18 protein-coding genes are annotated in these 22,512 nt (G+C 39.9%); 16 read left to right on the top strand and 2 right to left on the bottom strand.

The features are described 5' to 3' along the window. Positions 1-56 precede the first annotated feature (56 nt). Both HMPREF1150_RS09105 and HMPREF1150_RS09110 read right to left on the bottom strand, forming a co-directional pair. Entirely contained in the window at positions 57-914 is an 858-nt protein-coding gene (locus tag HMPREF1150_RS09105) for a glycoside hydrolase family 25 protein (protein WP_002903128.1), read from the bottom strand. 209 nt (positions 915-1,123) lie between these two features. Continuing rightward, positions 1,124-1,600 (bottom strand): glutathione peroxidase, encoded by a 477-nt coding sequence (locus tag HMPREF1150_RS09110; protein ID WP_009659344.1) that lies wholly within the window; start codon positions 1,598-1,600, stop codon positions 1,124-1,126. A 154-nt stretch (positions 1,601-1,754) separates the two neighbouring features. Between HMPREF1150_RS09110 and HMPREF1150_RS09115 the strand changes: the two genes are divergently transcribed. The 16 genes from HMPREF1150_RS09115 (at position 1,755) to HMPREF1150_RS09190 (ending at position 22,503) form a co-directional block, all read left to right on the top strand. Then, positions 1,755-2,987 (top strand): cell division peptidoglycan polymerase FtsW, encoded by a 1,233-nt coding sequence (locus HMPREF1150_RS09115; RefSeq protein WP_009659257.1) that lies wholly within the window; start codon positions 1,755-1,757, stop codon positions 2,985-2,987. A 46-nt stretch (positions 2,988-3,033) separates the two neighbouring features. Then, entirely contained in the window at positions 3,034-5,880 is a 2,847-nt protein-coding gene (ppc, locus tag HMPREF1150_RS09120) for a phosphoenolpyruvate carboxylase (protein ID WP_009659318.1), read from the top strand. Between the two features lie 254 nt (positions 5,881-6,134). Further along, a complete protein-coding gene (gene tuf / locus HMPREF1150_RS09125; protein WP_002895003.1) occupies positions 6,135-7,331 on the top strand; it encodes an elongation factor Tu in 1,197 nt (398 codons plus the stop codon). Positions 7,332-7,646: 315 nt separating this feature from the next. Then, positions 7,647-8,921: a lipopolysaccharide biosynthesis protein gene (locus HMPREF1150_RS09130; RefSeq protein WP_032905379.1), complete on the top strand. Its 1,275-nt coding sequence runs from the start codon at positions 7,647-7,649 to the stop codon at positions 8,919-8,921. 6 nt (positions 8,922-8,927) lie between these two features. Further along, a complete protein-coding gene (locus HMPREF1150_RS09135; RefSeq protein WP_009659345.1) occupies positions 8,928-9,902 on the top strand; it encodes a glycosyltransferase family 2 protein in 975 nt (324 codons plus the stop codon). A gap of 26 nt (positions 9,903-9,928) precedes the next feature. Next, positions 9,929-10,900, top strand: coding sequence for a glycosyltransferase (locus HMPREF1150_RS09140; protein WP_009659285.1), 972 nt, complete (start codon positions 9,929-9,931; stop codon positions 10,898-10,900). Beyond that, the gene (locus HMPREF1150_RS09145; protein ID WP_032905365.1) at positions 10,897-11,613 is read left to right on the top strand and encodes a glycosyltransferase family 2 protein; all 717 of its coding nucleotides are present in this window, start codon (positions 10,897-10,899) and stop codon (positions 11,611-11,613) included. The genes HMPREF1150_RS09140 and HMPREF1150_RS09145 overlap by 4 nt, the downstream gene beginning before the upstream one ends. Then, entirely contained in the window at positions 11,613-11,972 is a 360-nt protein-coding gene (locus tag HMPREF1150_RS09150) for a DUF2304 domain-containing protein (RefSeq protein WP_009659269.1), read from the top strand. Before HMPREF1150_RS09145 ends, HMPREF1150_RS09150 begins: the two co-directional genes overlap by 1 nt. Continuing rightward, positions 11,962-12,741, top strand: a complete 780-nt coding sequence (locus tag HMPREF1150_RS09155; protein WP_009659327.1) for a glycosyltransferase family 2 protein — start codon at positions 11,962-11,964, stop codon at positions 12,739-12,741. The genes HMPREF1150_RS09150 and HMPREF1150_RS09155 overlap by 11 nt, the downstream gene beginning before the upstream one ends. A gap of 24 nt (positions 12,742-12,765) precedes the next feature. Further along, positions 12,766-15,747 (top strand): rhamnan synthesis F family protein, encoded by a 2,982-nt coding sequence (locus HMPREF1150_RS09160; RefSeq protein WP_002912848.1) that lies wholly within the window; start codon positions 12,766-12,768, stop codon positions 15,745-15,747. Then, entirely contained in the window at positions 15,734-17,041 is a 1,308-nt protein-coding gene (locus HMPREF1150_RS09165) for a DUF2142 domain-containing protein (protein ID WP_009659290.1), read from the top strand. Before HMPREF1150_RS09160 ends, HMPREF1150_RS09165 begins: the two co-directional genes overlap by 14 nt. A gap of 3 nt (positions 17,042-17,044) precedes the next feature. Continuing rightward, entirely contained in the window at positions 17,045-18,292 is a 1,248-nt protein-coding gene (locus HMPREF1150_RS09170; RefSeq protein WP_009659249.1) for a glycosyltransferase family 4 protein, read from the top strand. Between the two features lie 113 nt (positions 18,293-18,405). Next, the gene (gene cps2T / locus HMPREF1150_RS09175; protein ID WP_009659331.1) at positions 18,406-19,554 is read left to right on the top strand and encodes a beta 1-4 rhamnosyltransferase Cps2T; all 1,149 of its coding nucleotides are present in this window, start codon (positions 18,406-18,408) and stop codon (positions 19,552-19,554) included. Continuing rightward, positions 19,551-20,486: a glycosyltransferase family 2 protein gene (locus tag HMPREF1150_RS09180; RefSeq protein WP_002912843.1), complete on the top strand. Its 936-nt coding sequence runs from the start codon at positions 19,551-19,553 to the stop codon at positions 20,484-20,486. The genes cps2T and HMPREF1150_RS09180 overlap by 4 nt, the downstream gene beginning before the upstream one ends. Before the next feature lie 5 nt (positions 20,487-20,491). Then, positions 20,492-21,298: an ABC transporter permease gene (locus tag HMPREF1150_RS09185; protein WP_002912841.1), complete on the top strand. Its 807-nt coding sequence runs from the start codon at positions 20,492-20,494 to the stop codon at positions 21,296-21,298. Continuing rightward, positions 21,298-22,503 (top strand): ABC transporter ATP-binding protein, encoded by a 1,206-nt coding sequence (locus HMPREF1150_RS09190; protein ID WP_002912840.1) that lies wholly within the window; start codon positions 21,298-21,300, stop codon positions 22,501-22,503. Before HMPREF1150_RS09185 ends, HMPREF1150_RS09190 begins: the two co-directional genes overlap by 1 nt. The last annotated feature ends 9 nt before the right edge of the window (positions 22,504-22,512 follow it).

Here is a 22,512-nt window from a genome sequence, read left to right as displayed (position 1 = left end):
ATTTTATGACAATAAAAAACGACAGCAGTCTTTGAGACTTGAGCTGTCGTTCTGAGCTATTGACTTTCTTTAGGAACTGTAAATAGCTTTTGATAAGTAGCCGTCTGGTCTTTCAAGGTTGACAGCTGGTTCAAATCAAGATAATGGGAGAAGCCAGTCAGCTGACCTTGTGATGTGTACTGATGCAAGTCGTAATCTTGCTCTGTATTCGGTGCGGCATTGTAGTAGCCGTCGTCATTACCATAAGTCGGAATCCAAATAGCTGTGAACTTGTCAGTGGAGATACTGTGTTCCTCCATAAAATAGGTTCCAATATAGATCCCAATATTTTTAACACCAAGTGACTCTAGCTTGGCTCGGAAAGCCTCAACTCCCGCATTCATGTCAGACATGGTCTTTTCTTCGACATCTAGCCAATAATAGGTTGGATGGTACTTGGCAGAAGCCTTGTAGAAACTTTCAGCTTCTTTTTCCATTTCTTTTTTGCTATTGGCGGCTACATAGGCATAGACAGCAACAGGGATGTTGCGCTTTTGAAATTCTTTGATGTGTCTTTCATAAGACTTGTCCAGACCATTCAGATGGGTTGCTGCATTTTCTTTTTTGGCCTGCGCTCCACTATGAACACGGACAATTACTCCTGAAACATTCTGTGCGAGTAAGTCGTAATTAATCTCACTTGGCAGCTGCCAGCCAGAAATGTCAATGATTGGTCTGGAAATAAACTCTTCATCCAAGGACGAATCGTCAGATGTTTCCTCTTTTTTTGAGGAACTTGGAGTTTGTTTAGTTTGTGAAATTTTTGCCTGTGCTTGCTTTTCCTGAGAGTCAGTAATTTGCTTGCTTATCAAAATAAAAATAATAAAAGAAGCAAAGAAAATTAGGATTGCAAGCGGTTTAATCCTCTTCCTCATACTGGTTTATTTTAACTTAAAACAAATAAAAAAGCAAAAAATATCCCCAGAATTGCTAGAAAATGAATAAAATGTAATATAATTGAAATATTATAAAGCAAAAACAAGACATTTTGAAAGCTCAAAATGTCTTGTTTTTTTAAAAGAGCTTAGCTAAGCTGTGGAAGGTGAGTTTCCGTTGGCTAAATCGTTTTGCTTTTTCTTACCTTTTATAATAGCTTTTGAATGAGCTCTTCAATCTTTTTGGGAGAAGTTTGCGGAGAGAAACGTTTGATGACTGTTCCGTCTCGGCTAACCAGAAACTTTGTGAAATTCCATTTGATCTTTTCACCCAGAAGACCGCCCTTTTCTTTTTTGAGCCAGTCAAAGAGTGGAGCAGTATGAGGACCGTTGACATCAATCTTAGCAAATCGAGGAAAGGTCGTTCCATAGTTAAGGCTGCAAAAGTTGTTGATTTCTGCAGCGTCTCCAGGGGTCTGCTGGCCAAACTGATTGCAGGGGAAATCCAGAATATCAAATCCGTCTTTCTGATAGCGCTCATAGAGTTCCTGCAGTTCTTGATACTGAGGAGTGAAGCCGCAGCCGGTCGCTGTATTGACAATCAGCAGAATCTTTCCTTTATAATCACTCATTTTTTGCAGACTTCCGTCTTGTTTTTGGATTTCGATATCATAAATGTCTGTCATGTTCTCCTCCTATGTTTGCTTCCTATCTTATCACAGTTTTATGCAAAAAGGCGAAAGCAAGGCCATATTATTCCAGTCTCTGCACTAATGCTTTTTTTTCAATCCAAAAGGTGGTATAATGAGAATTGAATTTTTAGAAGTTTAATGGTGAAATATGAAAATTGACAAGAAGCACTTGTTGAATTATTCCATCTTGATTCCCTATTTGATTTTATCTGTTTTGGGATTGATTGTGGTCTATTCAACGACGAGTCCTACCTCGATTCAGGCCGGAGGAAATGGTTTTGGAATGGTCTTGAATCAGGGGATTTTTTGGATAATAAGTCTCTTTATAATTACGCTCCTATATAGAATCCGCTTGGGTTTCCTGAAAAAAGGAGGCATCCTGACTATAGTTATCTTTGCTGAGATTATCCTCTTACTCTTATCTCGTTTTATAACTGGTACTATTAACGGTGCCCATGGTTGGCTCAAGCTTGGAGCTTTCAGTATTCAGCCTGCGGAGTATTTGAAGATTATTCTGGTCTGGTATCTAGCTTTTCGCTTCACAAAGAGGCAGGAGGAGATAAAGGTCTATGACTACCAAGCCCTGACCCATAACCATTGGTTTCCTAAAGCCTTTAACGACTGGCGGACCATGGTGGCTATTCTGATTGGGATTGTAGCGATTATGCCAGACCTTGGAAATGCGACTATTCTATTTTTGACCGTCGTAATAATGATAGCTGTCAGCGGGATTGGCTATCGATGGTTTTCTACGATGCTGGGAGCCATTGTTAGTGTTTCGGGATTGGTTTTGACTAGCATATGGTTAATTGGAGTTGAGCGCGTGGCCAAGATTCCAGTCTTTGGGTATGTGGCCAAGCGTTTCAGCGCTTTCTTCAATCCTTTCAAAGACCTATCTGGCTCAGGCCACCAATTGGCTAATTCCTACTATGCTATGAGTAATGGCGGCTGGTTTGGTCTAGGCTTGGGGAACTCTATTGAGAAGCGCGGCTATTTGCCGGAAGCTCATACGGACTTTGTATTTTCTATCGTGATAGAGGAGTTTGGTTTCTTTGGTGCCAGTCTGATTCTGGCTTTACTCTTTTTCCTAATTTTGAGAATTATCTTGGTCGGGATTCGGGCTAAGAATCCATTTAACTCCATGATGGCTTTGGGAATCGGCGGTATGATACTCATGCAGACCTTTATCAATATCGGTGGAATCTCAGGTCTCATTCCGTCTACAGGAGTAACTTTCCCTTTCCTATCGCAAGGAGGGAACAGTCTTCTGGTCTTGTCAGTAGCCATCGCCTTGGTACTTAATATTGATGCCAACGAGCGTCGTGATGCCCTCTATGAGCAGATGGAAGCAGAGGCCCAAGACCAGTCTGAGGAAGCTTAATCGCAGTTCGTATGAACAGTTGTTGCAAAAATGAAAGGTGCAGATTATGTCATTTAACAAATTAGAAAGCTACAGCAATAAAGAAGTGATTCGAGAAGAAGTCGCTATTTTGACAGACTTGCTTGCCGATATTACTCGAAATCTTCTCAGCCCTGAGACTTTTGAAAAAATCTCCCTTATGGAGGAGTTGGCGGTTAACTCCAAATATCATGAGTTAAAAGCGATTGTAGAAGAACTAACGACAGATGAAATGGTTTATATTTCTCGTTATTTCTCTATTTTGCCGCTTTTGATTAATATCTCAGAAGACGTGGACTTGGCTTATGAAATCAACCATCAGAACAATATCAATCAAGATTATCTTGGGAAGCTGTCAACAACCATTGACCTGATTTCAACGCGGGAAAATGCTCAGGAAATCTTGGAAAATCTGAATGTTGTGCCAGTACTGACTGCTCACCCGACGCAAGTTCAGCGCAAGACTATTCTGGACTTAACCAATCATATCCATAGTTTGCTGCGCCAGCATCGTGATGTTAAAGCGGGTCTGGTCAATGAGAAGAAGTGGCTAGGAAATCTCCGTCGCTATATTGAGCTCATGATGCAGACGGATATGATCCGTGAGAAAAAGCTGAAAGTGACCAATGAGATTACCAATGTCATGGAGTACTACAACAGCTCTTTCCTACAAGCGATCACCAACTTTATGGTCGAATATAGACGCTTGGCAGAAGAGCGGGGCATCAAGCTGGATAATCCTAAGCCTATTACCATGGGAATGTGGATTGGCGGTGACCGAGATGGCAATCCTTTTGTAACAGCAGAAACCCTCAAACTATCTGCCACTCTCCAGAGTGAAGTCATCCTCAACTATTATATTGACAAGGTTTATACACTCTATCGCACCTTCTCGCTCTCGACCAATCTCTCAGAAACCAGTCAGGCAGTAGCAGAAATGGCAGCGCTGTCTACTGACAAGTCTGTTTATCGGGAAAATGAGCCTTACCGCCGTGCTTTTCACTATATCCAGTCCAAGCTGATTCAAACCTTGCTTTACCTAAAAGAAGGCAATTTTTCAAATGATGGTCAGCGATTGACTGACCGAGCTGAGGAAAAATTTTCTGCGAAGGCTAACCTTTCTGTCAGCAATAAAGGAAGAGAAATCATTCCTAACTATATCCAGTCTCGTATCAGCGAGACCCTGACCGAGCTGAAGAAAGAAGAGACACCTTCTTACAAAACCGCTCAGGAATTTAAAGAAGACTTGCAGGTCATTTATGATTCTCTTATCGAACATCATGGGGAAGCCTTGGTAAGTGGGGACTTGACTGAACTTCTCCAAGCGGTTGATGTTTTCGGCTTCTTCTTGGCCAGCATTGATATGCGTCAGGATTCCAGCGTTCATGAGGCTTGTGTGGCTGAGCTCTTGGCTTCGGCTAATATTGTTCAGGATTATAGCAATCTGTCAGAAGAAGAAAAATGCCAGGTTCTCCTCAAACAGCTGCTAGAAGATCCTCGTATCCTGTCAGCTACTCACGAGCCTAAGTCCGAACTTCTGCAAAAGGAACTGGAAATCTTCAAAACAGCTCGTCAGCTAAAAGATGCCATTGGTGAAGAAGTGATTAAGCAAAATATTATTTCTCACTCGACCAGTGTATCAGATCTACTTGAGTTGGCTATTATGCTCAAGGAAGTAGGGTTGATTGATGAAAATGGTGCTCGTGTCCAGATTGTTCCGCTCTTTGAGACTATTGAGGACTTGGACAATTCCTGCGATACCATGGAGAAATACCTGTCTCTGCCAATTGCTCAGAAGTGGATAGCCTCTAAGGATAATTATCAGGAAATCATGCTGGGCTATTCAGATAGTAATAAGGACGGTGGCTACCTGTCTTCTTGCTGGACTCTCTACAAGGCTCAACAGCAGCTGACAGCCATCGGTGATAAGTTTGGCGTAAAAATCACTTTCTTCCATGGTCGAGGTGGTACAGTGGGACGCGGTGGCGGCCCAACCTATGAAGCCATCACTTCCCAGCCATTGCGCAGTATCAATGACCGGATCCGTCTGACTGAGCAAGGGGAAGTCATTGGTAATAAATATGGAAATAAAGACGCAGCCTACTATAACTTGGAAATGCTGGTATCTGCTGCCATCAACCGCATGGTAACTCATAAGAAGAGCGATAGACATACGTCTGATAAATATGAGCGAATTATGGACCAAGTAGTTAATCGCAGTTATCAGATTTACCGTGATTTGGTCTTTGGCGACGAGCGTTTTTACGATTATTTCTTTGAATCCAGTCCGATCAAGGCTATCTCTAGCTTTAATATCGGTTCTCGTCCAGCTGCCCGTAAAACCATCACTGAAATCGGTGGTCTCCGGGCTATTCCATGGGTCTTCTCATGGTCTCAAAGTCGGGTTATGTTTCCGGGCTGGTATGGTGTTGGGTCAAGTTTCAAGGAATTCATTGATGAAGACCCAGAAAATAACTTAGCCTTTCTGCAATTTATGTATAAGAGATGGCCTTTCTTCAAGTCACTCTTATCAAATGTAGACATGGTTCTGTCTAAGTCAAATATGAATATCGCTTTTGAGTATGCGCAGCTTTGTGAAGAACAGAATGTGCGTGATATTTTCAATATTATCTTGGATGAGTGGCAGCTGACTAAGGATGTCATTCTAGAGATTGAAGGGCACGATGAGCTTCTGGCAGAAAACACCTATCTGAGAGATAGCTTGCACTATCGTATGCCTTACTTCAATGTTTTGAACTATATCCAGCTAGAGCTAATCAAGCGTCAGCGCAACGGTCAGCTTACACCAGATCAAGAAAAGCTGATTCACATCACCATCAACGGTATAGCGACTGGTCTGCGAAACTCTGGCTAATACAAAGAGAAAATCGGAATTGTTCCGGTTTTTTCTATTTTTGTAACCAAAGGGCTTTTTAATTCGTTATACTAGTGACAATTCAACCGCTTTTCTTGGTATAAACCTTACTACAAATTAGACAAGGAATAATTCACAAAAAAATGCTAAAAGACTTGCATTTTCATTTAAATTTGATAAAATAGTAAGGAAAGTTAGACTGTATTGCCTACTGTCTATCTATAAAATATATTTTATTGGAGGCTTTTACTCAAATGGCAAAAGAAAAATACGATCGTAGTAAACCACACGTTAACATTGGTACTATCGGACACGTTGACCACGGTAAAACTACTTTGACAGCAGCTATCACAACTGTATTGGCACGTCGCTTGCCTTCAGCAGTTAACCAACCTAAAGACTATGCGTCTATCGATGCTGCTCCAGAAGAACGCGAACGCGGAATCACTATCAACACTGCGCACGTTGAGTATGAAACTGCTAAGCGTCACTACGCTCACATCGACGCTCCAGGACACGCGGACTACGTTAAAAACATGATCACTGGTGCCGCTCAAATGGACGGAGCAATCCTTGTAGTAGCTTCAACTGACGGACCAATGCCACAAACTCGTGAGCACATCTTGCTTTCACGTCAGGTTGGTGTTAAACACTTGATCGTCTTCATGAACAAAGTTGACTTGGTTGACGATGAAGAATTGCTTGAATTGGTTGAAATGGAAATCCGTGACCTCTTGTCAGAATATGACTTCCCAGGTGACGATCTTCCAGTTATCCAAGGTTCAGCTCTTAAAGCTCTTGAAGGTGACTCTAAATATGAAGACATCATCATGGAATTGATGGACACTGTTGATGAGTACATCCCAGAACCAGAACGCGATACTGACAAGCCATTGCTTCTTCCAGTCGAAGACGTATTCTCAATCACTGGTCGTGGTACAGTTGCTTCAGGACGTATCGACCGTGGTATCGTTAAAGTCAACGACGAAATCGAAATCGTTGGTATCAAAGAAGAAATCCAAAAAGCAGTTGTTACTGGTGTTGAAATGTTCCGTAAACAGCTTGACGAAGGTCTTGCAGGGGACAACGTAGGTGTACTTCTCCGTGGTATCCAACGTGATGAAATCGAACGTGGACAAGTTATCGCTAAACCAGGTTCAATCAACCCACACACTAAATTCAAGGGTGAAGTTTATATCCTTACTAAAGAAGAAGGCGGACGTCACACTCCATTCTTCAACAACTACCGTCCACAGTTCTACTTCCGTACAACTGACGTTACAGGTTCAATCGAACTTCCAGCAGGTACTGAAATGGTAATGCCTGGTGATAACGTAACAATCGACGTTGAGTTGATCCACCCAATCGCCGTTGAACAAGGTACTACTTTCTCTATCCGTGAAGGTGGACGTACCGTTGGTTCAGGTATGGTTACAGAAATCGAAGCTTAATTCGATTCCGTTCCCAGATAACAATTATAGTCAGACACTAAACCCCGTGAAAACGGGGTTTTTTTAGTATGTATTGTAATTGTTTTTTAAAATAAGGAAGAATAGAAGGCGACCAGTAATCTCCAGAGTAGATAGCTCGATTTTGCAGAAGCATCTTGAAGATGATTTAAGAGGAGGGAAGGGAAGAAGTATAGATATATGCTTGATAGAAGTTTTGCCCTTTTTAATTAGGTTGGGGAGAAATGAGTATCTAGTACCCTAAGGATACTTTTTTTACAGGAATTTATGGTATAATTGGATAAAGTTTTATTTATAATGAAAGAGAGTTTGATTATATTGAAAGTGGTATCGCCACAAAAGATTTTCTTTTGGAATATTCTTGGCAGCCTGTCTTCAGCAGCTGTATCTGTTATTTTATTATTTATAGTTACTCGGACTTTATCTAGTGAGTCAGCTGACTTATATAGTTTTTCTTATGCAATTGCGAATTTACTAGTTATTGTTGCGGGGTTTCAAGTTCGAGATTTTCAAGCAACAGATATTAAAGAAAAATATTCTTTTGATGCATATTTGACTACTAGATTTCTAACTAATATTTTAATGATATTAATTTTATTAGGTTATTTAATTTTAAATTCTTCTACTCATGAAAATTTTTGGATTATATTTTGGGTATCTTTTTTCAGAGTTAGTGAAGCGCTGTCTGATGTATTTCAAGGTTTGTTTCAACAGAAAGAACGATTAGATATAGCTGGTCAATCATTATTTTTTAGAAATATAATTTCAACAATAATATTCGCTGTTCTGTTATTATTTTCTAAAAATCTTCTTTTATCTATTGTTTTTCAAACACTCACCTCTTTCATAGTAGTTCTTTTTTTTGATTTTCCAAAATCTAAGTTGTTTCATCGTATTAATATCTCTACAGTAAAGCTAAAAGATATTTATAGTATTTTAAAGGACTGCTTACCTTTATTTATAAATGCTTTTTTATTAGTTTCAATCTATAACCAACCTAAGTATGCATTAAACGATATTTTTAATAGGGGATTGATTGAAGCGGGAGTACAGAGAGACTTTAGTATTTTATTCACTCCAATTTTTGCAATGAATCTAATGATTGTTTTTTTACGCCCTATGGTTACACAACTAGCAATTTTCAAGGAAGAGAATAAAATTTCTCATTTTATTACGTATAAAAATAACTTGTTTAAGATTTTATGGGGAACAAGTGTTTTGATTTGTCTTGGTGGGGCGATTGCTGCCATACCTATTTTAAATATCATTTATGGGACAAGGTTGGATCAATATCAAATTAGTTTCGTCATTCTTTTGTTAGGTGGTATTGCTAGTACGTTTTCTACAGTATGTGATAATATTTTAACTGTTTTTAGAAAACATCATTATTTAGTCATTTCATTCTTAGCGGGGTATCTTGTATCCATTCTTACAGCTGAACCACTAGTATCCCAATACGGAATTTTTGGAGCCTCTTTGTCTTTCCTTATCTCTATGATTGCTTGGTTGAGTGTCTCGCTGATTATTTATTTTATGACGAATCAATATACTTTTTTGAGAAGGAGAGGATAGGGTGATATGAAATTTTCTATTGTCGTTGCTGCATATAATGTTGCAGAGTATTTGAATAAATGCGTTGATAGTATTGCGAACCAATATTTTGATACTTCGAATTTTGAAGTTATACTTATTGACGATGGATCAACTGATCAAAAAACTAGTAAGATATGTGATGATTTATCTGATAAGTATAGTGTTGTAAGGGTTATACATCAAGAAAATCAAGGGCTCTCTTCTGCAAGGAATACTGGCATAAAAAATAGTTTTGGAGAATATATTCTTTTTGTAGATGGCGATGATTTTTGGAGCAATAAAAATTTTTTATCAAATTTATCAAGTCATTCTGAAAAGTATAAGAGCGATGTAATTATTTTTTCATATTCTAAATATTATAGTGTTGATAATCATAAAAAAATTACATTAAAAAATACTTCTAATTATAATAATTATTATGAAAATGTTATACAATTGGTTTCTAATGAAGTAATGACAGCGCCAGCTTGGAATAAGTGTGTAAAAAAAGAACTATTTGATATGGGAGTGAGTTTTCCTATTGGATTATTATCTGAAGATTGTTTGTATTGCGCGAATTTATTGAAAAGAATGAAATCTTATTCTGTTTTAGATATAGAGTGCTATATGTATAGGCAAAATAGGGATGGAAGTATAACTAATATTGTGAAAGAGAAAAATGTAATAGATATTTTGAAAAGCATTAAAGAAGGAATGGCTGATAATACTCAATATAATAATAAGCTTCGTCAAGCTTTAAACATCTATTTCGCAATCTCTTATATCTCTATACTGCCTTATGTAAATCAATACATTGACAATTTTGAAATTAAAGAGTTGCTTTACCAGTATAAGTATTTGCTACAGTATGCAAAATATATAGAGAACCGAGCATTTAAATTAACAGGCCTAGTAGCCAAGTTATTTGGGATAAAGTTTTCGATAAAACTATTTCCTGTTTTATTGAAGTTTTATAAATAGATTAGTCTAGTTACGAAAGGGAAAATATGTCTAAACCAGCTATTTCAGTTATTGTTCCAGTTTATAATGCACAAGATGGAATTAAACGCTGTGTAGATTCTCTTTTGAATCAATCGTTTAAGAATTTTGAAATTATTCTTCTGAACGATGGTTCGGAAGATAACTCTTTAAATATTTTAAAAGAATATGAATTGAAGTATAGTTTTGTAAGAGTAATTGACAAACAAAATGAAGGAGTTGCAGTAACTAGAAATAAGGGGATTCTTCTAGCTGAGGGAGAATATACTATGTTCATGGATAATGATGATTTTGTTGATAGTGATTACATCGAAACTTTTTATCAGGCTATCCATGAGAAAAATTTAGACTTGGTTATTGGTGGGTACAAACGTGTCAATCAGAATAACCAGATTATCTTTAGTCAAGAGATACAACAATCAGAGTGGTCCAAGTACATTATAATGGCTCCTTGGTCAAAAATTTACCGTACTGAGTTCTTGAGAAAAAACAATATAATTTTTTTTGACTATGGTATAGGAGAGGATATCATATTTAATCTAACTGCATATAAGACAACAGATAAAATAGGATTGTTAGACTATAAAGGATATAATTGGTATTACAATAATAAGAGTATTTCTAACACTTCTCAGAGAGGTTTTTCTCCTAAAATTGATATTTTAGTTCTTTTTTCAAAAATATTAGAGCTGGGTAAGCCATCTGAGCTAGTAGTATACTACTTGAAAAGATATTATGTTTGGTATTTGCTTTTTTCTGGGAGAGCCTCATCAAATCAGGAGTTTATTCATCAGTATATTAGGATCAAGGAATGGTTAAAAGAGAATAAACTCATCAGTACTATCTCTCCGTTGTCTAAGAAGGTTCAGGGCGAAAGGTTTCAGACTAAAATTTCACTTATTGTTTTTTTGAGCATAGAGAAGTTAAGGTTAGTTCCATTATTTGCTAAAATTTATTGTAAAGGGAAGAAAGATAATTGAAAGTTTTAATGATAATTCCTGCTTATAATGAGGAAGAAAGTATTTTAAATACGGTTATGAGCATTGTAGAATATCGGAAGAAAGTTGATTTTGACTTAGACTACGTAGTGATCAATGATGGGTCAGTTGACAGAACTAAGGAGATTTTGGACAACCATCATCTGAATGCTATCCATTTGGTTATGAATTTGGGGATTGGCGGAGCTGTTCAGACGGGCTATAAGTATGCTCTTGAGAAGAATTATGATGTGGCCGTACAGTTTGATGGAGACGGCCAGCATGATATTGAGTCGCTGGATGCTTTGCTGGAGCCTATTCGTCGTCAGCAGGCTGATTTGGTTGTTGGTTCTCGTTTTATCGGTGACAAGTCTTCAGAATTTCAGACGACTTTTATGCGGCGTTTTGGTATTACCATTATTTCAGCATTTATTAAATTAACAACAGGCAAAAGGATTCTGGATACCACATCGGGCTATCGATTGGCTAATCGAGACATTATTAGACAATTCGCTGCGCGCTATCCTATAAAATATCCTGAGCCAGAATCAATCGTCCATATCTTGAAGCGGAAATATAAAGTGGTGGAAGAACCAGCCAATATGTTTGAACGTGCAGGAGGAGTCTCTTCAATTACTCCGATTAAGTCCATTCGCTACATGATTGAAGTTTGCTCTTCGATCTTGATTGCTGCTTTTATGAAAGAGAGTGAATAATGTCCATTTTGTCTATTGTTATGCTAGTGGCTTCAGTTCTATTCCTGTATTTTGTCTTTCGGAATATCAATCAAAACAATATTTTGTTTGAGCAAGCCTTTATGTGGATTATTATTGGCTTTGTACTGATTGTTATCTCTATTTTTGATTGGATTCCAGTTTCGATTGCCAAATTGTTAGGCTTTGAACTGACCTCAAACTTTGTCATGTCCTTGGCCATCTTTTTCCTGCTGGTTATTGTTTTTTTACATACTATTTCTATTTCAAAGCAAAAGGAGCAAATCAAGCAGTTGGTGCAAGAACTGTCCATCATCAAGCAAAGAATGTCCAAGTTAGAGAGTGAAAAAGATGAAAAATAACCATACCTGGGTGATTTGTGCCTATGGCGAAAGTGAATTTTTAGAAGCATGTATCCTGTCATTGCAAGCTCAAACCTTGCCTTCAAAAATTATCTGCTATAGCTCAACACCGCTGGATTCAATCAAGCAGTTGTGCCAGAAGTACGGTATTCCTTTTTATACGAAAGAAGGCGGAGGTATCGGTAAGGACTGGAACAATGCCCTTTCCTTTGTTGAGACGGCTTATGCTACCATTGCCCACCAGGATGACTACTATGAGCCTGCTTATCTGGCGGCTGTGATGCAGAAAATAGAGCAGTCGAAGGATATTCTCATTGCCTATACAGACTATTTTGAAGAGAAAAATGGAGTCAAAATTCCGGCTAATACCAATCTGAAAATCAAGACTCTCATGCTTAAAACCTTGAATCTGATGCCAGCCAGCCGTTTTTGGAGAAATCGGGTCCTGGCTTTTGGCAATCCCATTTCCTGTCCAGCGGTGACTTACAACTTAGAGGCATTAAGGGATTTTCAATTTGATGAGGAAATGCGCGTGAGTCTGGATTGGTATGCTTGGTACAAGATTAGCGCCTATAAGGGTCGCTTTGCTTATATTTCTGAGAAGCTTATGTGCCACCGGATTCATGGAGAGTCTGAAACAACCAAGACTATTTCAGATAATACTCGAACCAAAGAGGACTTGTTCATGTATCAGCTTTTCTGGCCCAAGTGGATGGCTAATTTGATAAATAAAGCATACATGAAGAGTCAAGATGCTAACTCAAACTAATAGAGTTATTTACAAGGAAAGTATATGAAAGATTTAATATCTGTTGTTGTAACTTGTTACAACCATCAAGATTACATTGAACAGTGTTTGCGCAGTATTTTTGCTCAGACCTATCGAAATATTGAGTTACTGGTATTGGATGATGGCTCCTCTGACCATTCTGCTGAAATCATAGAGGCTGTCTTGGCGGATTCCCCTTTTCCGACGCGGTTTGAAAGTCATGAAAATATGGGGGTCGTCAAGACAAGAAACAAGGCTTTGCAGCAAATTCAAGGCACTTATTTTATTTTTGTGGATAGTGACGATTTTCTGGATTCAGACTATATTGAGAGCTTCTATACAAGCATGGTGCAAGAGGAGGCAGATATTGTCTATGGTGATTTGTATGATCCTGATAAAAAGGAAGTTTACCTTAAATCACGGCCATTTGACAAGCTAGCTTTCTTAACGGAAAATTTTATTTCCAACTGTTCTCTCATTCGTCGTTCGGTTGCTGATGGTATTTATTATGATGAAGCTCTGAATCGTGAAAAACTGGAAGACTATGATTTCCTTTTAAACTTAATTATCAATCAAGGTGCGAAACCAGTTTATGATGCAAAAACAAAGCTGAATTATCGGGTCTTTGATGAGGAATCAATCTCTAAACGGGATTCTACGAGATATCATTACGAAATGTATCTGAAAATTCTGCGTAAGTATGTAAAACAGATACCAGATGAAATATATCAAGCTCTGGGCAAGAACATATTTACATTGGAAGGCCGCTTGGATGAGTTGATTCAGCATATGGATAAAGTGAACGACTATGTTCTTGAACTGCAGGAGGATCAGCGGCAGTTACATCAAAATCTAGATTCCCTGAAATCCAGACTGAGAACGATAAAAGAACAGCGGGATGAGGCTATTCAGGAGCAGTTTCGTATTCGCCGATCTATTTCCTATCGGCTGGGGAATGGTGTGATTACCCCATTGAAACGTCTGGCTCGATTAGTCAAAAATCCTCGCAGTATCAAAGTTGCTTTAAGTCGGATTAAGCAACAGCTGGTTCGTTTGAAACGCCAAGTTAAGTCTCCTAAGGTTTATTATTATCAATGGTTGCGGAATTCTCAAAGGGGAAAAGCTTTAGCTTCAGTTTCAAGCGGCGAAAAAGTCTTAGTCTATGTCATTTTTGAATCCGAGCCACGCTTGCAGCAGTACAAGGTTATCTTTTTAGAAAAGTTAGCAACTTTGGCTGATAAGACTCTCATCGTCGTTAACGGCGGACTGGTTGCAGAAGATTTAGAAACTTTAGGACAGTATGGCCAAGTCTTGGTGCGGGATAATACTGGCTATGATACGGCAGCTTTTCGTGAAGGCATTCTTTCCTTAGGAAAGGAAACGTTGCAGCATTGTTTTCAGCTGATGCTCGTCAATGACACCAATATCGGACCTATGAGTGATCTGGCGGCTGTCTTTCAAACTATGGCTGGCCGAAATCTTGATTTTTGGGGAATTTCCTATGGTGAGACCCAGGAAGATATCACTGGTTTTAACCGCTATGGTTACATTCCCAATCACCTACAGTCTTATTTTTTGGTGATTGAGCCTTTGCTGCTTCAGTCCGAAGAATTCTACGACTATTGGGAAGTGTTAACTGATACGGATTCACGGGAAGAGGCTATCGGAAAACATGAAACGACTTTTACCAAGTACTTTGCTGACTTGGGCTATCGTTACGATGCCTTGGTTCACGAAAATCAGGATTCGGCTATGTATATTCATCCATTAAGGATGTTAAAGGCCGGTAGTCCTCTGATTAAGTATACTTCTTTGAAGAATTATGATGATCAGCAGTTTTTATGGCAAGGTCTGGAAAGAGAGTCAGAGGTTCCTGATTTGTTGGACTATGTTCGGGAGAAGACAGATTATCCAGTAGAAATTCTTGAGAACATTGTTCAAAAATTCAAAGATGTGCCTCGTGATCAATACATTCTCATCATTGACGGTGTAGAGAACATCATTCCGCAGTGTACGCGCTACCGTGTGCTCAATAAGGCAGAGCAGCTTAGAAAGAATGGTTTTGCTGTGAAAGTGGTCAATGCGTCTAAGTTTATTCTGTCTCAGGCCCAGTATGCCAGCCATATCATTATCTACCGCGCTCCTTGGTCCGCTCAACTCCAGCTTTTATGTGATTTGGCTCGGGAGGAGCATAAGCCAGTTTATTTTGATATTGATGATTTGGTCTTTGATACCCTTTATACGGACCAGCTAAGCTATACACAAGGCTTATCTGAGAAGGAAAAGGGCAATTATGATGCTGGGGTGAAGAATTACGGAAAAATGCTGGCGGCTTGTGATGGAGCGATTACCTCCACGAATCAGTTAAAAGAGGAATTGCTCAAATACAAGGACTCAGTTCTGCTGAATCGTAATCTGGCGTCCAGCGAATTGATTGCGGTTAGCTCGCAATTCTTGAAGGAAGACTTTGGTGAAGACGACAGAATCAAAATTGGCTATTTCTCTGGCTCCATCAGCCACAATGAAAATTTTGAGCTCATCAAGCCGGCTATCAAAGAAGTGCTAGACAACTACCCATCCGTGGAGCTTCATATTGTAGGGCACTTGGATATCCCGCAGGATATGAAACAATATTCGCAGCGTATTGTTATCCATGAGTATGTGGACTGGAAGGCCTTGCCTCAGTTGATTAGTCAGGTTGATATTAATCTAGCTCCGTTGGTTGACTCAGTCTTTAATCGGGCCAAGTCAGAAATCAAGTGGATAGAAGCAGCTCTAGTCAAGGTGCCAACGATTGCCAGTCATATCGGTGCTTTTTCTGATATGATGATTGACGGTCAGACGGGACTTTTGGCTAAAGATGGTGAATGGAAAGAAAAGCTGGAAAGTCTGATTCTTTCTGCGGATTTACGCAGAGAACTGGCGGAGAATGCCTACGCTTTTGTATTAGAAAATTGCAGTTTAGATAAAAAAGATGAAATGGTGACTTATTTTGAAAAGAAATAAAGAAGTAAAAGTTGAGAATATTTTCTTGCTGCTGGCAAGTATCTTTGTCTTGACTTTTATGATTGCACAGCCGATTAATCGAGTGCCTGATGAGACCAATCACGCTCGTATGACATGGGAAATCTTCCATAAACCGACTAGTCGAACATATAAATGGATGGATAAAATCCCATCCGCTCCGAATGTTTCGCCGGCAGAGTACAAGCAACTGTTCTCAGAGAAGATAGATATGACGCAAGAAGAGTTTGCCTTTGGCTTTAATCTCAAGGCTATCTCTTTCCTGCCTCAGCTCATAGGTATGACCTTAGGAAGCTTGCTTTATCCGTCAGTAGGCTTCATCGTGATGATGGGGCGGCTCTTTAATGCCTTGGCATACATCATCGGGGTTTATCTGCTGATTAAATATTTCAAATATGGCAAAAAAGCTCTGCTTTTCCTATCTCTTTTGCCTATTATGGTCCAGCAGGCAGCTTCTCTCTCTTATGATGTGATGAGCTATCTGGAGATTATGCTGGCGGTTGGCTTTTTGACCAATATTGCCTACCATAAGAGATTTACTAATAGAAATGTACTGGAGCTTTTGGTGATTTCTATAGGCCTCTTTGTAACCAAACCGAATAATGTTCTTTTATTAGGATTGCTACCTTTTGTTGATTTTGAGTTTGAAGGATTCCTTGCGGTTCTGAACAAGCCTTTTCTTGCAACCAAAGCTTTTGTAGCTCGTTATCGCCCTATCTTCTATGTACTTGGCTTTTCCGCTTTCTTTCTTGCCTTGCATCTGGCATTTCGCAATCAGGGAGGGCTCTTGCACTATGGCCAAGTCTTACTGAATACACTCTTTAAACAAAGTGTTAATGGTGACTTGAATACGATTTTGACAATCGGTATGTTTGGTTTCTTGGGTAATTTTACTATTCAGCTGCCGCTTTGGCTGATTTTTATTGATGTGGCAGTCTTGGCGATTATCTTTTTGCAGTCGCAGAAAGATTTTATGACCAAGGGTTACACAGTCATGTCGCGTTATCTGTTTCTGGTTCAAGTGATTGCTGTTGTGTCGATTATGTATCTGCAGTGGACGCCAATCGTCCTAGGTAAAGGTGCCATGATATCTGTTGGTTCTCAGGGACGTTATTTTACACCCTTCTTGATCTTACTGCTACCAACTGTTGCTAATCTAGGAACCTTGGACATTAAAGACAGGGTGGTGAATCGAATGATGGTTGGGACTCTGGTAGCTAACTTCTTGGTTTCCCTCTACTTGATGGTGCCCTTTTATTGGAATGTATTAGGATAAGCTATGAAAAAAAAGATATTATTCATTTCGCCAACTGGAACGCTGGATAATGGAGCTGAAATCTCTATTGTCAATTTGATGGAATACTTGGTCCAGACAGGCCATCAGGTTATCAATGCGATTCCAGATTATCATGTAGCCGTTCAGCAGGACTATATATCCAGCTTGGCAGCCTTGGGTATTGAGACTATAGCCTTGCCGTCAGTTAAATGGTGGTGGGAGGACGCGCCTGGTGGCCTGCCGGACAGTCCTGAGTCTAGAGCTCGCTCTTATCAAGAAAGTACCTCAGCGCTCAGAAAGATACTAACGGAGCGAAAGATTGATTTGGTTATTACCAACACGGTCAATATGTTTCAAGGTGCAGTGGCAGCGGCCTGCGAGAATGTTCCGCATTTCTGGCTGATTCATGAATTTCCTGACGGAGAGTTTGGTTACTATAAGGAAAAGCTAGATTTTATCAGTGATTATTCGCAGGAAATATTTGCAGTTAGAGGTGCCTTGCAGAGACAGTTACAGGAGCTGCTGCCAGACAGAAAAGTCTTGTCTTTTGCCCCTTTTACGAAAATTCATCCTACTAATACAGGAGAAAGGGATGGAGCCGAAAGGCGTATTGTGTCAGTCGGACGTTTGACAGAGCGGAAAAATCAATTAGAATTGATAAAGGCCTATAACCAGCTATCTCAGCCAAAACCGGCCTTAGTTTTTATCGGTGCCTGGGATGAGGAGTACAAAAAAAGATGCGATACTTATATCTCTGAACACCAGATAAAAAATATTAGTTTCCTGGGACACAAGGACAATCCTTGGGCAGAGGTGACGGCAGCAGATCTTGCGGTATTTCCTTCTGCAATGGAAACTTTTGGCTTAGTCTATATTGAAGCGATTATGAATGGCCTTCCGACCATTTTGTCGGACAATCCTGGTCATCTATCTGCCTATGAAATCTTTGAAGAAGGCCAGCTGTATTCATCTGGTAATATCGAGGGGTTGGCTGATAAGATAAACATTGCCTTGGCAAACTTTGAGGGATTAAAAGACCAGTCGGTGGCCAATCTTGGCAAAATCCAAGAGCGCTACTCGGTTCAGAGTGTTTACCAAAACTTATTGGATAAGATTGAAAATACTGAAATGTATCAGGCTAACTCTTTGCGCCATGTCAAGTGCTTATTGGATACAAATTTACCTTCTCAACAAGCCAGCTCTTTCTTACGCAAAGTGAAAAATAAGCTGTTTTCTGGTAGAAGAGGTTAAAGAAAGAAAAGGACAAGTTCAGCCGTGGCTCTACCTGTCCTTTTTGTATTATACAAACACACTAGAAAGTGGTATAATAGAATGGATTGTAAAATCTTGAATTGAGGGAAATCATGAAACATGTCTTCATCATCGGGAGTCGGGGACTTCCTGCCAAATATGGAGGATTTGAAACCTTTGTCGAAAAATTGACAGAACATCAAATCTCTTCTCAAATCCAATATCATGTGGCTTGCTTATCAGATGATGAAGCTTTTCATCATTTTGATTACAAGGGGGTAGACTGTTTTACAGTAAATCCACCTAAGCTTGGCCCAGCCCGAGTAATTGCCTATGATATGATGGCTGTCTCCTATGCCCTCAAGTTTGCTAAAAAAGAGCAGATTGAACAGCCTATTTTTTACATTCTTGGAAATACGATTGGTGCTTTTATATTTCCCTTTGCTCGTCGTATCCATCAGGCAGGCGGTAAATTCTTTATCAATCCTGACGGGTTGGAGTGGAAGCGGGCCAAATGGTCTAAGCCAGTTCAAGCCTATCTCAAGTATTCTGAAAAGGTCATGACCAAGCATGCAGACTTGGTTATAGCGGATAATCAAGGCATCGAAAGCTATATTCAAAAAGCTTATCCTTGGTCTAAAACGACCTGTATCGCTTATGGAACCGACCTTTATCTGTCCAATCTGACGGAAAACGAAGGCAAGGTCAGGGTCTTCTTTGAAAAGTGGGCCAGTAAGGAAAAAGACTACTACCTCATTGTCGGACGCTTCGTTCCGGAAAACAACTATGAAACCATCATTCAAGAATTTATGAAGTCCAAAACCCAACGTGACTTGCTGATTATCTGCAATCATGAGGGCAATCCCTATTTTGAAGAACTCAAGCAGAAAACAGGCTTTGACCATGATTCTCGCATTAAGTTTGTCGGGACGGTCTATGATCAAAATCTGCTCAAATATATCCGTAATCATGCTTTTGCATATATACATGGTCATGAGGTTGGCGGGACCAATCCGGGACTCTTGGAAGCTCTGGCTCAGACAGATGCCAATCTGGTATTGGATGTGGACTTCAATCGGAAGGTAGCAAAAGAAACGGCTCTCTACTGGGAAAAAGAAAAAGGCCAGCTGGCCCAGCTGATTGACCGAGTAGATGCGCAAACAGATTTTACGGAGCTAGGTCAAGCCGCCAAAGAAAATATGAAAGAAAACTACACCTGGGAAAAAATTGTGGGTGAATACGAGGATTTATTTTTATCATGAAAGTGACCATTCTTCTGTCCGCCTATAATGGGGAACAGTTTCTGGCCGAGCAGATTAAGAGTATCCAAGAGCAGACATATAGGGACTGGCAGCTGCTGATTCGTGATGATGGCTCTACAGATGGGACGCGTGCTGTCATCGAAGACTTTTGCCGCAAGGATGACCGTATTTCCTTTATCAATCGGGAAAATCCACAAAATCTGGGTGTCATTCAGAGTTTTCATAGCCTGCTTCAATACCAAGATTCGGATTTCTATCTCTTTAGCGACCAAGATGACGTTTGGCTGCCAGACAAGATTGCCATGCAGTTGGCTGAGGCAGACAAATATGATAGCAGTCAGCCCTTGCTGGTGTATACTGACTTGAAGGTCGTAGATCAAGAGCTACAGGTTGTTCACGAAAGCATGATTCGCACTCAGTCAGATCACGCTAATATAGAACTAGTCCAAGAGTTGACGGAGAATACGGTGACGGGCGGTGTTTCTATGATAAATCGCGCCTTGGCCCAACTTTGGACTGGGAAGGAAGAGCATGAACTGCTCATGCACGATTGGTATCTGGGCTTGCTGGCTGCGGCTTTTGGTAATCTAGTCTATATTGACAAGCCGGGTGAGCTCTATCGACAACATTCGAATAATGTGCTAGGAGCTCGAACGCTCAGAAAACGCGTTAAAAACTGGGTTCGTCCCCATGTTCTTTTTGCCAAATATTGGAAATTGATAAAAGACAGTCAGACCCAGGCTAGAAATTTGCTGGTCCTGCCGCTGATTGCTGAAAATAGAGAGTTAATTGAGAACTTTGTGACCATTATGGAGGTGCCTTTTAAGGAGCGCTGGCGCAGGATTCGCCAGTATGGCTATCGTAAAAACCGCACTTTCCATACCCTTGTTTTTACAAGCCTCATTCTCACAAAGTTTGCTTATAAGGAGTAATATTCATGGATTTTTTTAGTAAAAAAAATCGAATTCTTTTGAAAGAATTAATCAAGACGGATTTTAAGTTGCGTTATCAAGGATCTTTGGTCGGCTATCTCTGGTCGATTTTGAAGCCATTGATGATGTTTACTATCATGTATCTGGTCTTTGTCCGCTTTTTGCGCTTTGATGACGGGACACCCCACTATACAGTAGGGCTTTTGCTGGGGATGGTTTTCTGGTCTTTCTTTACTGAAGCCACCAATATGGGCATGCTTTCCATCGTTTCTCGGGGAGATTTGCTTCGTAAATTGAACTTTCCAAAACATACCATCGTCTTTTCATCGGTTCTTGGAGCAGCTATCAATTTTCTGATTAATCTAGTCGTTGTTTTCCTTTTCGCCTTGATCAATCAGGTGGAATTCGGCTTGCATACGCTAGTAATTATTCCTCTTTTTCTGGAAGTATTGGTCTTGGCAATGGGCTGTGCCCTCATGCTTTCTTCCTTGTTTGTGAAGTATCGGGATATTGGACCGATTTGGGAAGTGGCTCTTCAAGCAGGAATGTACGCCAGCCCGATTATCTACTCTCTGAACTTCCTTTTGGATGGTAAAAAACTTTTTGTAGCTAAAATTATGATGCTCAATCCGATTGCCCAGATGCTGCAGGACATGCGCCATTTCATTGTTGCTCCTGTTAATGTCAGAGGCTGGGATATTGTGAATAACAAACTAATCGCCCTTATTCCTTATATGATTCCTTTTGTGATATTGGCTCTAGGTTTGTTCTTCTTTAATAAAAATGCTAAGAGATTTGCGGAGATTTTATAATGTCAAATAATATTGCAGTAAAAGTCGACCATGTAAGTAAATTCTTTCGATTGCCTACTGAGGCTACTCAGAGTTTGAGAACCAGTCTGGTCAATCGCTTTAAGGGGATCAAAGGCTACAAAGAACAGCATGTTTTGAAAGATATTTCCTTTGAGGTCGAAAAAGGTGACTTCTACGGGATTGTTGGCCGCAATGGATCTGGTAAGTCCACCCTCCTGAAAATTATCTCTGAGATTTATATTCCGGAGAAGGGCAAGGTAACTATTGATGGTAAGTTGGTTTCCTTTATTGAGCTGGGTGTCGGTTTCAATCCAGAACTAACTGGCCGCGAAAATGTTTATATGAATGGTGCCATGCTGGGATTCTCAACAGAAGAAGTAGACGACATGTACGATGATATCGTGGAGTTTGCTGAGCTGGGCGAGTTTATGAATCAAAAACTCAAGAACTATTCCAGCGGTATGCAGGTGCGTTTGGCCTTTTCTGTGGCCATCAAGGCTCAGGGTGATATTCTGATTTTGGACGAGGTCTTGGCTGTTGGGGACGAAGCCTTTCAGCGTAAGTGTAATGACTATTTCAAAGATCGCAAGGAGTCAGGTAAGACGACCATTCTGGTGACCCATGACATGGGAGCTGTTAAAAAATATTGTAATAAGGCCGTCTTGATTGAAAATGGCTTGGTCAAGGCTATCGGCAATCCAGATGATGTGGCGAACCAGTACAGTCTCGACAATGCGACTGAAACAAAAGCCATGAACGAAGGATTCCAGGTTGAGAATGCAGCAGTTTCTGATTTGAAGGTTAAGCTCTTGCATTCGCCTCAGATTTCACCTGAACAAGAGATTGAATTTGAAATTTCTTATCGGGTTAATCAAGACCTCCCGACTTATGTTTCCTTTTCTCTGACAGATATCGATCGAACTATCTGGCTTTACAATGATAATTCCATGGATCAGCCGACAGAGGGAGCTGGACAGAAGCGCTTGACTTACAAGTGCCATGTGACACAGATAAATAACGCTAAGTTAAAACTGCAGGTTTCAGTGCGGGATCAGGAAGAACAAATTCTAGCCTTTGCAGACTCTCAGAACAACCCAGTTATCTTGGTCAATCGCCAGGATATTAAGGATGACGATGTCTCTGCTAAGGATTCTGCCACTGGCTTAATCCAGCGTAATGGCAGTTGGAAGATTTCTCAATCATAAAGAATAAGG

It is taken from the genome of Streptococcus sp. AS14, assembly GCF_000286495.1.
Classification (GTDB): domain Bacteria; phylum Bacillota; class Bacilli; order Lactobacillales; family Streptococcaceae; genus Streptococcus; species Streptococcus sanguinis_P.
Note: the sequence above shows the minus strand (reverse complement) of the source record. Positions and strands in the feature narration are given on the sequence as shown.